The organism is Microcoleus sp. S13C4 (assembly GCF_036700865.1).
GTDB lineage: Bacteria > Cyanobacteriota > Cyanobacteriia > Cyanobacteriales > Microcoleaceae > Microcoleus.
Genome location: NZ_JAUBPS010000022.1, coordinates 1 through 12741, shown reverse-complemented (window position 1 = coordinate 12741; position 12741 = coordinate 1). Strand labels below are relative to the sequence as shown.

Annotated in this window: 11 protein-coding genes and 1 pseudogene; 3 read left to right on the top strand and 9 right to left on the bottom strand. The window is 46.3% G+C overall.

The features are described 5' to 3' along the window. Window positions 1–27 precede the first annotated feature (27 nt). Both QT996_RS11745 and QT996_RS11740 read right to left on the bottom strand, forming a co-directional pair. Window positions 28–1110, bottom strand: a complete 1083-nt coding sequence (locus QT996_RS11745; RefSeq protein ID WP_333046724.1) for an HNH endonuclease — start codon at window positions 1108–1110, stop codon at window positions 28–30. A 436-nt stretch (window positions 1111–1546) separates the two neighbouring features. Then, window positions 1547–2419, bottom strand: coding sequence for an S-methyl-5'-thioadenosine phosphorylase (locus QT996_RS11740; RefSeq protein WP_333046723.1), 873 nt, complete (start codon window positions 2417–2419; stop codon window positions 1547–1549). Between the two features lie 209 nt (window positions 2420–2628). Here QT996_RS11740 and QT996_RS11735 point away from each other — a divergent pair, with 209 nt between their 5' ends. Beyond that, window positions 2629–2835 carry a hypothetical protein gene (locus tag QT996_RS11735; RefSeq protein WP_333046722.1) on the top strand — a complete coding sequence of 69 codons (207 nt, stop codon included), beginning with the start codon at window positions 2629–2631 and terminating at the stop codon, window positions 2833–2835. Between the two features lie 144 nt (window positions 2836–2979). On the opposite strand, the gene QT996_RS11730 is transcribed toward QT996_RS11735, so the two are convergent. From QT996_RS11730 to QT996_RS11715, 4 genes are all read right to left on the bottom strand, one after another. Beyond that, a complete protein-coding gene (locus QT996_RS11730) occupies window positions 2980–3819 on the bottom strand; it encodes a Tab2/Atab2 family RNA-binding protein (protein WP_333046721.1) in 840 nt (279 codons plus the stop codon). A 401-nt stretch (window positions 3820–4220) separates the two neighbouring features. Further along, a complete protein-coding gene (locus QT996_RS11725; RefSeq protein ID WP_333046720.1) occupies window positions 4221–5441 on the bottom strand; it encodes an adenylate/guanylate cyclase domain-containing protein in 1221 nt (406 codons plus the stop codon). 6 nt (window positions 5442–5447) lie between these two features. Beyond that, on the bottom strand, window positions 5448–5990 hold the full coding sequence (locus QT996_RS11720) for a peroxidase-related enzyme (RefSeq protein WP_333046719.1): 543 nt from the start codon (window positions 5988–5990) through the stop codon (window positions 5448–5450). 78 nt (window positions 5991–6068) lie between these two features. Continuing rightward, window positions 6069–6314, bottom strand: coding sequence for a hypothetical protein (locus tag QT996_RS11715; protein WP_333046718.1), 246 nt, complete (start codon window positions 6312–6314; stop codon window positions 6069–6071). A 265-nt stretch (window positions 6315–6579) separates the two neighbouring features. Between QT996_RS11715 and QT996_RS11710 the strand changes: the two genes are divergently transcribed. Continuing rightward, the gene (locus QT996_RS11710; protein WP_333046717.1) at window positions 6580–7857 is read left to right on the top strand and encodes a valine--pyruvate transaminase; all 1278 of its coding nucleotides are present in this window, start codon (window positions 6580–6582) and stop codon (window positions 7855–7857) included. Window positions 7858–8043: 186 nt separating this feature from the next. Then, window positions 8044–8604 (top strand): Uma2 family endonuclease, encoded by a 561-nt coding sequence (locus QT996_RS11705; RefSeq protein ID WP_333046716.1) that lies wholly within the window; start codon window positions 8044–8046, stop codon window positions 8602–8604. 48 nt (window positions 8605–8652) lie between these two features. Here the strand turns inward: QT996_RS11705 and QT996_RS11700 are convergent, their stop codons facing one another. The 3 genes and pseudogenes from QT996_RS11700 to QT996_RS11690 form a co-directional block, all read right to left on the bottom strand. Next, window positions 8653–10824, bottom strand: coding sequence for a caspase family protein (locus QT996_RS11700; RefSeq protein WP_333046715.1), 2172 nt, complete (start codon window positions 10822–10824; stop codon window positions 8653–8655). Window positions 10825–11031: 207 nt separating this feature from the next. Continuing rightward, window positions 11032–12213: a sulfate adenylyltransferase gene (gene sat, locus QT996_RS11695; protein WP_333046714.1), complete on the bottom strand. Its 1182-nt coding sequence runs from the start codon at window positions 12211–12213 to the stop codon at window positions 11032–11034. A 307-nt stretch (window positions 12214–12520) separates the two neighbouring features. Next, a pseudogene (locus tag QT996_RS11690) lies at window positions 12521–12670 on the bottom strand (DUF6745 domain-containing protein); the annotation flags it as partial. Between the last annotated feature and the right edge of the window lie 71 nt (window positions 12671–12741).

The window sequence follows — 12741 nt, the reverse complement described above, 5'->3', positions numbered from 1 at the left end:
AAGTCACGCACCGAAAAATTACGCTATCTACATTCGATCTATCAATTCATCAGAAGTCATACCAAGTCTTGTGCTATCTCGATTACTTTTGCCAATATTACACTTTTTGCAAAGAGTTTGTAGATTACTGATATCGTTAGAGCCACCTTTTGAGCGGGGGATAATGTGGTCAACTTCCAATAAAACTCCATCTTCTTTTGACGATCTACCACAGCTAAGACATTTCCATTTATCTCTAGCAAGTACAGTCCACCATTTACCTGCTCTCACAAAAGAATAACTGTCTAGTTCAGGCATTTCTGAAGAATCAAAATCTTCCTCCTCGCTTTCTTCTGTTTCTATGTCATTTTCGGGATTTCTGCTATCTAAATAAAATTCTTTGAATTGCTCAAGCCTATTTTCAAGCTGAGGTTCTCGTCCTTCACCAATAAAAATAAATGATTCTGCTAAAGCGTATAAGAGGATGAATGCAATAACTATTTCATACAATCCTCGCCCTCGCCTGACAGGAAAGTAGTATTTTGGTGATATCAACCTTATAGCCTCTGATCCTACTTCATCAGGCACAATTGCCTGATGAAGAGGCAGAACTTCAAATTCAGGATTATACGTCGTATGTGAAATACGTGCTACCGATAATAGTGGCATTAAAACCTCGCTATACTTAGCGACAAGTTTGGAAATTCTTGCCACGTAAGCATCATCTACGCCTTGACGAAATGGCATTAGCTCAGCATGAATTGTTCCACTAGGAAATACCTTAAACGTCAGATAAGTGGGATGATGAAAGAATGGCTGTCCATTTCTCTTGAGAATTTTGAGCGGTTTGTCACCCCGTTTTGCAATAATTCCAATATGAACAAAGCCATAGTCTTTGTTCTCCTTTGCTTTATCTCGATGACTTGGAGAGTAGGCAAAAGTCATTCTCTCGTATGGATTCACATCGTAGACTAGCGCCACAACATCAAGTGTATAACGCAGTAACGTCTCTAGCCGAGGGAAGAAATAATTTTGCAGTGTTGAAAGCTTGGTTTTAGTGTCAGGGATATTGAAAATTTCAGTATCTCTCTCTTCAAAAATTACTTCATTAATATTGTGACTATCTGGCACGTTTTTGACTCCATGTATTTCACGAGCTATTCAATCACCCCGATGGAGATCTGGCTAGTTTGCTGTATTCCTAACTTGTGGTGTGAAATCCAATGTGACTTTTCCTTCACACCTAAAATTTATAGAGATTGCTGTTTCCTTAGACTAAGCAAGCCAAATATTTATTATAGCGAAATTTTTCGTATAGTCAACTCCTAAGTCACAAAAAGCCGAAACTTAGAATTAGATTTACAAGTTGATACAGTACGGTCCAAAAGAAGTCGTTCTATGCCAACTGTTCTCACACGAGAGGAAGTTATAGCAATTATTCATCATTTATCGGGGTCCTTAACTGCTCGTAAAATTACTTTCACGATTAGATAGTTGACATGACCCCGACGGATAGTATGCGATCGCTCAAGAGTGCGGCATTTACTGGCGCGAAACCGATGACTAATTACAAATATTTCTGCAACAACAAACCCATTTTCTCCTTAGTTGCCGCCGGCACTTGAGCCAGCCGAGTCAGAATTGCATATTTTAAAGCTGAATGTGCATCAGATACGGGGGGATTTTCTGTTAGTCTACGGACTGTTTCTTGAATGACTTTTTGAGCATTCTCTGCATTGCGGTGCAAATTTGCTATTACCATTTCTACAGTTACGCTGTCGTGATCTTCGTGCCAGCAGTCGTAATCGGTGACTAATGCTAAAGTTGCGTAGGCAATTTCTGCTTCTCTAGCTAATTTTGCTTCGGGCAAATTTGTCATTCCGATGACTGTCGCCCCCCAACTGCGGTAAAGGTGGGATTCTGCTTTTGTGGAAAATGCGGGGCCTTCCATGCAGACATAAGTGCCGCCCCGGTGCAGGGTAACGTCGGTGAGGTTCAAGGATTCGATCGCACTTGCCAATACTTTTGCCAATTCGCCGCAAACCGGATCGCCGAATGTGATGTGAGCGACTATTCCTTCTCCAAAAAAAGTAGAAACTCGATTTTTTGTACGATCGATAAACTGATCCGGCACTACCATATCTAAAGGTTTCGCCTCTGCTTTCAGGGAACCAACCGCCGACGCTGAGATTAAATACTCAACTCCCAAACTCTTCATGGCATAAATATTTGCCCGGTAAGGCACTTCTGACGGCAAAAAAGTGTGATTGCGGCCGTGTCTTGCCAGAAATGCTACCGGCGTACCATCCAATGTTCCCACAATTGCGGCATCCGATGGCGCTCCAAAAGGTGTATCAATTTTCACCTCTTCAATATCTTTGAGGGCCTCCATTTTATACAAACCGCTGCCGCCGATTATTCCGATTTTTGCTTGTGCCATTTTTACTTTCTGCCTGAGTTTTACAAGAGTGATTCTATCGGGCCATCGTTAACTTGGCGTAAAGATAATTGAAGATTTCGTGACAATAGTCACCCGACATACACTATAATGTCACTAAAAATATGTGATTTCAATCACACTATAAGTTCACCAAATCTTTAAAAATAAAGGTACACAGTTATGTTATCTACTTTTAGCCTGTTAAGATCATGACAGTCAGCTCTGCTAACTTCCCCAAAATCTCGATCGAGGCGATCGTCCAGCGCATCTTTGCTTTTCGGCAAATTACCCCCCTTGACAGACGGCTGCTGAAGTCAGCAATGCTAGCCGAAAAAGGTCTTAACGAAAAAGACCACTCTCACATCAACCGAGTGTGTCAGGGCATCCGAAACGGATTGATTTTAGTTGTGGAATAACTTTGCTACACTATCTCTTACTAGCTCAAGAAGCTATTTTAAAAGTTGTGTTTAAGTCTGTATCTCCGGGAACTCAGTTCGGGCGATGTTTTACTATTTTTCGGCGCGCGATGAATCTACATCACAAATAATATTATTTCCCTCTTATCGTTCAAAGTTCAACAGCCAAAAGCCTGTATAAGTCATGCCACTATCATCGGGCTGCACTAACAAAAAATGTAATCCTTTACTTAATTGCTTGCGCTGTTGGTAAATTTGGGCGGCCGCTTTCACCTCGCTATCTTCAAAAGTAGCAACAACCCACCTATCTACTAACCCAGCTTCCAATATCAATCCGTCGGGTTCTCCAGCGATATAATTCAAAGCAAAAGGTTTGGCGTCCTGAAGCCATCTAGCCAAGCGCATAGACTGGCGTCCACCGTCAATCACAACTCCCGGTACGGGTACTGTTGAGGCCAAGCCCAAATTCAGCGGTAACAGCAATTCTGGCATTTCCAAAATTGGCAGGGGACGCCCTTGGAAAGCCTCTTCAATGTCACCGGCGGGTAGGGAAGCAAAACGCCAGCCATCGCCCCAGAGGTTTTCGGGTAAGGGTACGGGCGGCGGCGAGTCGAGGGCGATCGCACTGTAAGTTTCACCTGTATAGTTAGGCATACTCGAATATTCTTTTGCGCGTTGTTGCAGCAGCAATTTCAGAGCCACTGTGCGCCGAGTCGCTTCTACCTTGACGCCCAAAACTTTGCCCGCAGCTTCGATTAAGCCCAGAGACTGAGGCCTAAATACTTGAATTAAGTCCGGCAACTTCTGAGTTTGAGCTTGCTGCTGCAACTGCGAGGCTAGCCAATTAGAATTTGCGTCCCCCTGGCGGCAAACAGCGCTAAATTGAAAACTGCCTTCGGAGTCGCAAATTAAGAGTTCCCACAGTGGTTTGCCAGTTTCGTCTTGGAGAGGGCGGCGGTAAAAATCGGCTTGCCAAATACGCATAAATAATTAAAAATTAAAATCTCTAACTCGATTATTTTAGTATAGCCTGGTGACAATCCGATACAATACCGAACTCTCAAAAAAAACTTCTAGCGATATATTCTCAGTTCATCTTTAAGTTTTATTTCAATATAGCAATCCTAAATCCTTTGTAAATTTCTTACTCCCTCCCCTTACCAAAGGGAGTGTTGGGGTGGGGTAAAAAAATTACGACTGATGCGAGGATTGCTATATCTAACACCAGTCAAAAAAACGGCAACTGTAGGCCCGCGATCCAAACCGTGGTAGTAATCAGTAATTCCCCATTCTAAAATCCAAAATTCAAAATCTAAAATCTAAAATCTAAAATCGAATAAAGGCTCGCTTAGCCATTTTCCCTTAGCAATTAGCCATTCCCCAATTTATTTAAGATGGTGAACCAAATACATATCCAACTCGCCTTTATTTTTAGCATAAATTTTTCCTCGGTATTCGCATTCAAAAAAATCTCTAACTAATTTGAACGTGTCGTGAGAGATATTGATATTTCCAGGTACGCCGGAAGATTCCATCCTAGAGGCAATATTAACTGTATCTCCCCAGACATCATAGGAAAACTTTTTATGGCCAATTACCCCAGCAAGTATTGGGCCTGAATGAATGCCAATGCGGATATCCCAATAAGGGATATTTTGTTGAGCTTTCTGCAATTTCCGCAAATCCATGAACTGTCGAATTTCTATGGCAGCAAGTACAGCGTCAAAGGCGTGTGTTGGGCGAGGCGTAGGAATTCCGGCAGCGCACATATAGCTGTCGCCAATAGTCTTCAGTTTTTCCATAGAGTATTTATCCATCACGCGATCGAAATAAGAAAAACAATAATCTAGTTCGTCAACTAACTCTCGCGGCGTCATTTTTTCAGATAACAGAGTAAAGCCTTTAAAGTCAGTAAATAAAACCGATACGTTATCATAATAAAGTGGTTCGACTTTGCCGTTATTTTTGAGTTCCTCGGCAATTTCAACCGGCAGCACGTTCAACAGTAGCCGATCAGATTTGTGCTTTTCGGCATCGAGTTCGGAATACAGGCTATTTATCTCTTTAAAACGTTCAGCATTGCGGATAGCTGAGGATAGTTGCAAAGCCAAAAGATAGCCAATTCGTAAATCTTCTTGAGTGTAAGCTCGTGGCTTGGTTGTGGCAAAATTAATTGTGCCTAAAATCTTACCTTCACTTTCCAAAGGAATGATAATTTGCGAAGCGTAGGGAGATAAAATAGCAGTAGCACCCGCTTCTTGAATTAATTGAGGTTGACGTGTGGTGAAAGCCTTGTGAATAGGCCCACCCTCTGGGAGGGCTCCAATATCTACAGGGATATGCCGGCCAAATAAGGTCATGCAAGTGTTAGTGCTGTGCAGGCAAACGCTACAGTGTTCAAAGTCTAGCAACCATTTGGCTTGCTTGCCTAGTACCCGCAAAATCTGGTTGAGATCGAGGGTGCGGTTAATGGCAGTGGCAACTTCGTTGACAGCTGAAATGCGGATGGAAAGCGCTTGAGCTTCTGCTAACAAACGCCGGGCTGTCAACAGAAGTTCTTCTCGATCTTGATCTTCTAGCCGATCGCCCATAATATGGGTATACAATATAGATTACAAAGCATCTATTTCGAGGGCTATTGCATCAGTATATCGGTTGACAAAGCTAAACAAGTCTGCTGTCGCAATAATCTCAAAGATTTCTGAATCATCAAGTCCTAAATCCCGCAGGTTTCGGTAATCAGTTTCTGTCATTTCCAGGGGTTTTGTAGCAGCCAGTAAGCCAAAGGTAATTACGGCTTTATCACGTTTTGGCAAAGGGCAGTTTGCAAAGTCAGAAACTAGGGTTCGCAGTAGTTCTTCGCTCATCCCCAAGGCTGACAATCCGTGCAGGTGAACTTGGAGAGCGTACTCGCTATTATTTGATTGGGAAATAGCGACGCCGACCATTTCTTTAAGCGTGCGAGGTAAGTCTCCTTGCAGAATCGTTCCCCGGAATTTTTTCCAATTTGCTTCTAATAGGTCAGGGTTGATTGCCATTGACTTGAACAGGTTGGGGACGATGCCAAACCCCAAGTCTGTCAATATTTCTTCGTACACTGCTTTCGCTTTAGGATCGGTAAGTTGCTCGTATTCTACAAGTGGAAAGTGTGTCATTGTTTTGTTTAAATTTACGGCAGTTAATTTTGGTTTGGATTTACGTATTTGTTATGTAACACCACTCAAAGGGCGATGTTACGAGTTATCTTGGCTTGAGTGGGATTGATGATAAAATGCACCGCTGTCAGCAAACCGCGAATCATGAAGATGAGTTAGCAACAAATCTGATTCTTGAGGCTGGATTAAACCTGTAATTATAGCAGTAACAGGAGCCCATAAAATTCTGTTGCGATCGGGTTCTAGGGCTAATTTTAGATTCTCCCAATGGTTGTTGTCAAGTGTCGGCAATTCATCGGGCGCGACGGCGTGAAATCTTACCACAACTCTTGAATTAGAGATTGCTGTTCTGTTCGCTAATTTTTAGGCAAAAAACACTGTTCGATCAATCAATCCGGCTCCACAAATGCCCTGAATCTTATGCTCCGGCGCGTGCACAGGGGAAGAAACAAAACGCTGTGCGATCGAGTTTATTGAATTAGTCAGACGCTCGATCAACAACCCATGCCCCAGCCAAGCTACGCTAACGCCTGCGACTGGAGTTATTATAGATAAACTGTAAACTTCTATCATTGTCGCTGCATTTGCTATGAACCCTGCCCTGACTCAATTTGGCGCTCAGATGTCCCACCTCACGGGAGTTCGGGCAATTATGAAAGATATTATTGAAACTCTCAGAGCCGGCAGCGGGCAGGAGTTTATCAATTTGAGCGCCGGAAATCCGGTGATTTTGCCGGAAGTCGAGCAGTTGTGGCGCGACTGCACTGCGGAACTTTTGGCGAGCCCGGAATACGGCGAGGTGGTTTGTCGCTACGGTTCCAGTCAAGGTTATCAGCCGTTTATCAATGCGGTTTTGGCGGATTTCAACCAGCGTTACGGATTGAATTTGACAGATCGCAATATCTTAATTACTCCCGGAAGTCAATCGATTTACTTCTACGCAGCCAACGCTTTCGGCGGCTACACTACCAGCAAACAGCTTAAAAATATTGTTTTACCGCTGAGCCCAGACTACACGGGTTACGGCGGCGTTAGCTTGATTCCCGAAGCGGTAGTCGCCTGCAAACCCACCCTCGATATTGATGCAGCCGCGCACAGGTTCAAATACCGCCCGGATTTCAGCCAACTGTCGATCGACCAAACCACCGGTTGCGTCATTTTTTCCCGTCCCTGCAACCCCACCGGCAACGTTCTCACCGACGACGAAGTTAAGAAAATTGCCGATTTAGCGGCAGCTTTCGACGTGCCGGTGTTCGTTGATTCCGCCTACGGCCCTCCGTTCCCGTCCTTGAATTTTACTGAAATGACGCCGATTTTTGGGGGCAATATCGTGCACTGTATGAGTTTGTCGAAAGCCGGATTGCCGGGAGAAAGAATCGGAATTGCGATCGGCGATGAAAAAATCATTCAAATATTAGAATGTTTTCAGACCAATATGTGCATTCATTCGCCGAGATACGGACAGGCGATCGCAACTCGTGCCATTGCTTCCGGTGCTCTTGCCGACATCTCCATCAACGTAATTCGGCCGTACTATCAAAGTAAATTTGCGATCGTAGAAACCACTCTAGAACAAGCAATGCCGAAAGATTTGCCGTGGTTTTTGCACCGGGGCGAAGGAGCAATTTTCGCGTGGTTGTGGCTGAAAGATTTGCCAATGACTGATTGGGAACTGTATCAAGAGTTGAAAAAAGTCGGCGTAATTGTCGTGCCAGGAAGTTCTTTCTTCCCCGGTTTGCGGGAAGATTGGCAGCACAAACATGAGTGTTTACGCATCAGTTTGACCGCGACAAATGATGAGATTGAAACTGCCATGAAACGCTTGGCTCAAATGGTAGAAAAGCTTTATCAGTCAGTTGACAGTTGACAGTTGACTGTTAACATTCCCCATACTTCGGGTACGCGGTTCCTGAGCGACTCGTGCTGAGCGTAGCCGGAGTAAGTCGAAGGGCAGTACAAGTTACCAATTACCAGTTACCCATGACCGCTGAACATGACTTTTTCCTTGGCAGAGCGACTACAATTGAAATAATAATTAGCAGGGCGGTGGGTTATGGCAGTGCAATTACTCAAAAGGTTGTTGACCGTAGAAGAATATCATTTAATGGGCAAAGCTGGTATTCTTTCCGAGGGCGATCGGGTTGAACTGATAGAAGGAGAACTTATCCAAATGGCAGCCATTGGAACTCGTCATGCTTCCTGTGTGAGACGATTCATCGGACTGTTCAGCGAAATTCCCAGAAACCGGGCTTTTCTGGATGTGCAAAACCCCATCCAGTTGAGCGAGCGAACCGAACCCCAACCTGATGTAGTATTGCTGCAACCCCGGGCTGATTACTATTCAACAGCACATCCAGTACCGTCAGAAGTTTTGCTGTTAATAGAAGTATCCGATAGCACGGTTGATTACGATCGAGATGTGAAAGTTCTGATTTACGCTCGATCGCTAATTCAAGAAGTCTGGCTGGTAGATATAGAGGCACAATGTTTAGAAGTTTACCGCCAGCCAACTCCTAATGGTTACAGTTTAATCCAAAAATTTTGGCGGGGTCAACAAGTTGCGTCGCTCGCCTTTCCTGATGTGGAAGTGAATATCGATTTCGTACTGGGATAGATTCGGATTATAGGTTATAGAAAACATTCCCAAGTCGCCATTTTTCAATTAAACCACCCGATAAACAAAACTCAGAGTTGCCCAAACATTCACATCCAAAGCCAAATCATCCGTCGAGATTCCCACTTTCTGCACCCCCGGAATGCTAGCCGCGTGCAAATCTTCGAGTACCGCCCGCGCCACATTTAAAGGATTCAACAACACTCGAATTGGCAGGGCATCCCTCGTTTGCTGCGTTTCGGCTTCTATTGCAGCCAGAGTTTGAGCGAAGGGAGTCTCACTAAATATAATAATAATTTCCGCAAGTCCGATCGGCGCAGATACCGCCCACCCGATCGCCCCAGCCGCCGGCACCGTCACATTCTCCCCAGGAGCGATCGCCCGCGACATAACTCCCACAGATTCTTTGCCCTCAGTGCCGAGCACTGACAGCCGTCCCGCGCTGTCCGAGCAAAACACCGCAAAGTAAACCGGGCGATCGCTGTCGTTATACAAACGGTAGCAAAATCGGCTGCCCTCTGGCAAACTTAGTATATGAGCGCTGGCGGATTTCTCACTTTCCCCGCTCAGCGGTTCCAGCCGATAATCATCGCCGGCCCGCACCGGCTCTCGCTGCGCCACAGCCCGCGCTTGCGGTGCAAGAGTTGCCAGAACCGCCCGCACCTTCAGGCGTGAAGACCCCTCATTGACTGTCAGCCGCAGCAACTTCCCAGCCTGCAGCGCTTTCAACTGCGGAGTCAATCGCTGCACCGCCACCTTGACTGCTTCTCCGCCGTCGCCCTTAGTATCGGGAATCAGCATTTGAGCCAAAGAAAACAAACCGTAACGGCTTTGAGACAAAGCAGGCTCGTGAGCCGAGACTGTTTCGGCTAAAGTCGTTTCCGGGACTCTGCCGAACCGACAGTCAGCCGGTTGCTCGCTGCCTACCGCCGCAAGTTGCGGCAAAGTCGAGAAAGCACTGGTGGCGTCCACCCGCTCGATGCGTTCCAAACCAGAGTCCAAAGCTACTGTCAAACCGATGTTTCGCGGCAATACCCGAATTTCTTCCCTCACCAGTTCGCCGACTGTTAATTGGCCGAAAGTTCGATCGAACCCGTCTAAAACTTGGGCTTTAGCAGAGAGGCCCGTGCGTCCCCGCAGCAAAAGCCTCGCGCCCTCCGAGGAATCCACAGCAAACACAGAACCCCCGCAGCACTCCAAAACCCCGGGCGACAACCCCCCCAGCCACAACTGCACAGTTTTGCCCCCCTCTTCCACCGCCGTCACAGCGCCGTCAGATGCAGGGGAATTCAAAATTAAATTTGAAAAATTCACCGCCGGCGCGGCTGTTAAATCGTGATGGCGAATTTGCGGTTGCTGTGATAACCCCGCGATTTGCTCGACATTACCCGCGGCGCGGCTGAAACTGACGCTGAAGCTGCTAGCGGGAGTTGCCCACCACAAAGTTTGGGTGAGGGCGTAGGTAAACAAACCTGCGGTAAATCCGTTCCACTCTTGTTCGGCGGCGAGTTGGGAATCCGCACCCGCGGCAAGTACGGTGGCCGCAGGACGGAGATTTGGGCGGGAGCGGAGGTCTTGGGCGAACGTTAATTCTGCGAGGCTTGGCTCCCCGATGGTGGGGCGGGGGCGGGAGCGTATGCGAAAGTTGCCGTTTTTGGGGAAACCCGGATAGGTGTAGCTGGTGTCGAGGATGGCGATCGCATTTTCTGTTGCGAGCGATCGCATCAACAGCAGCAGCGTTTCCTCTAAAATATCGTTCACCGCCCGGTTTGCTAACAGCGGCAAAACATCATCCGCCGGTACCAAACTGTTTTGCATTATTCCCCGAGACTCAGCCAAACTGACTCGACTACCGCAGCCGCTAAAGTGAAAAACTACCACGTCACCGGGTTTTGCTTGTTCGCTCAAGTGAGTCACAAAAGCCGTCTCGATATTGTCCCTGGTAGCTTGAGCGTCAGTCAAAGTCAGAATGTCCGACGGCGCAAATCCAAACCGATATATCAGCAGTTCCCGCTGCAATTCCACATCCGTGACGCAGCCGCGCAGGGGCGAGTCAGGATATTTATCAACACCCACCAACAAAGCCAATTTGCGGGCTGTCGGCTGGGCTAAGGCTTGGAGGTAGCGATCGTCCCACCGCAGCCACAAAGCCTCGCTGATTCCGATGGCGGCCAGCACCCGGCCAGCTTGCTGCAAAAATTCCCGCCGCTTCAGTCCCATTTTTAAATAGCTTTGAATTTTAAGTTTTGAATTTTCAATTAAATTCCCCTCAATAATTTTAGGGGAATTAATTAGATTGTGAGTGTTTAGTATTAAGGGAGTTTTTAAGTTTTAACTTTTGAGCTTTAAGTTTAAAACTGTAAAATTTAAACTCAAAACTCAAAATTCACAACTATTCAGAATGTCGCCCACACCACATTTCAAGATCTAAATCTCGTAATTGAAAATATTCATTGCCTTGGCTAATTCTGCCGCGACTTCCGGCCGGGAAAACTGGGGCGGCGGCAATTTTCCAGCGCGCAGCATTTCCCGAACTTTGGTTCCCGACAAATGCACCCGTTGTTCGGGAGTGCTTGGGCTTGTTTTAGTGGTAGCCATTTGTTCTGTCAGTGTGCAATAGAAAGCGTGCTCGAATTTCATCGGCACAATTCCCAATTCTCCGGGTTCAAATTCATCAAAAATATGTTGGGCATCGTAAGTGCCGTAATAATCGCCAACTCCAGCATGATCGCGCCCCACGATAAAGTGAGTGCAGCCGTAGTTTTTGCGGATTAAAGCATGAAAAATTGCTTCTCGTGGCCCGGCGTAGCGCATCGCCGCCGGATTAATTGCCAAAATTACGCGATCTTTTGGATAGTATTTTTCTAGCAGAATTTCGTAGCAGCGCATCCGCACATCAGCGGGGATGTCATCTTCTTTTGTCGTCCCGACTAGCGGGTGCAGAAACAAGCCGTCTACTGTTTCTAAGGCGCATTTTTGGATGTATTCGTGTGCCCGGTGGATGGGGTTTCGGGTTTGGAAACCGACTATGGTTTTCCATCCTTTTTCTTTGAACAGTATTCTCGATTTCGCCGGGTCAATTTGGTATTGGGGAAACCGGGCGTCTAGTTCGCGTTCCAGTAACCAAACGTCGCCTGCGAGGTTAACGGGCCCGGATTGGTCTACTACTTGGACGCCCGGGTGTTTGAGGTCGTCGGTGCGGTAGACGTTGAGGGCTTCTTCTTCTTTGCTGTAGTGGTATTTTTCTGCGAGTTCCAAGAGTCCGACAAATTCGCCCGCCGGCGAGTCGAGGCGCACTAAAGTTCCTTCTTTGAGGGTGTCGGCTACTGCTTGGCTGACACTGAGGGTGATGGGAACCGACCAAGGAAGGCCGTTGGAGAGGCGCATTTGTTTAACGACCGATCGATAATCAGCTTCGTTCATGAACCCTTTGAGGGGACTCAGGGCGCCGATGGCGATCATTTGCACGTCAGAGATCGATCGATCCGAAAGCTGGACTCGCGGTAAGACTTCTGCTTTGTCGAAAAATTCTTGTCTTTGGTCTAGTGTGGCAATGCGGTTGACCAGGATGCCGCCGTGAGGGGCAATGCGGTCTGAATGCTGGCTCATGTCGATTTGAAGTTGTGGGTTTTAGCTGCCAGAATACATAGTATCAAGCGGTGGCTGCAAATCTACATTTTTTAATTGTTCTGGACTTGTGCAGAACGCTGCTTTTGTGGCGCTGTAATTCTTTAACTGTAAACTCGCGCGCTTAAAACTCTAAACTTTCCCGTCAATCGATTTTAGATTTTAGATTTTAGATTTTACATTGAAGCATTGACCCCACGGATCAATTCGGGGGGCAAGTTTCATAGGGTACACATTTTTTATTTCTGGACGGATGAATCTGGGGGCTTGTATCCTGGATGCTTTCCCCTCAAGTCTGGACTTGAAATTCTTCGGGATCTATTCCCCAATTTACCCAGCTAATCGCTTCTTTAGCAGATCGCACTTTTGGCGGCACTCGCAAAGCGTGAAGGTGTCCCGTACTCGGACAAGTCATCTTTAACAAATAAATTGGCTCTAAGCTGTTGCACATTTAAACTGTGATACACGCATTGCCCTTATTTTTGATTTTACGACCCCACTTAATTATTA

Bases quoted from the DNA above. Each gene is read 5' to 3' on its own strand.
- QT996_RS11705 (WP_333046716.1), top strand. From the start codon at position 8,044: ATGGCAGTGCAATTACTCAAAAGGTTGTTGACCGTAGAAGAATATCAT.
- QT996_RS11740 (WP_333046723.1), bottom strand. From the start codon at position 2,419: ATGGCACAAGCAAAAATCGGAATAATCGGCGGCAGCGGTTTGTATAAA.
- QT996_RS11735 (WP_333046722.1), top strand. From the start codon at position 2,629: ATGACAGTCAGCTCTGCTAACTTCCCCAAAATCTCGATCGAGGCGATC.
- QT996_RS11700 (WP_333046715.1), bottom strand. From the start codon at position 10,824: ATGGGACTGAAGCGGCGGGAATTTTTGCAGCAAGCTGGCCGGGTGCTG.
- QT996_RS11720 (WP_333046719.1), bottom strand. From the start codon at position 5,990: ATGACACACTTTCCACTTGTAGAATACGAGCAACTTACCGATCCTAAA.
- QT996_RS11730 (WP_333046721.1), bottom strand. From the start codon at position 3,819: ATGCGTATTTGGCAAGCCGATTTTTACCGCCGCCCTCTCCAAGACGAA.
- QT996_RS11710 (WP_333046717.1), top strand. From the start codon at position 6,580: ATGAACCCTGCCCTGACTCAATTTGGCGCTCAGATGTCCCACCTCACG.
- sat (WP_333046714.1), bottom strand. From the start codon at position 12,213: ATGAGCCAGCATTCAGACCGCATTGCCCCTCACGGCGGCATCCTGGTC.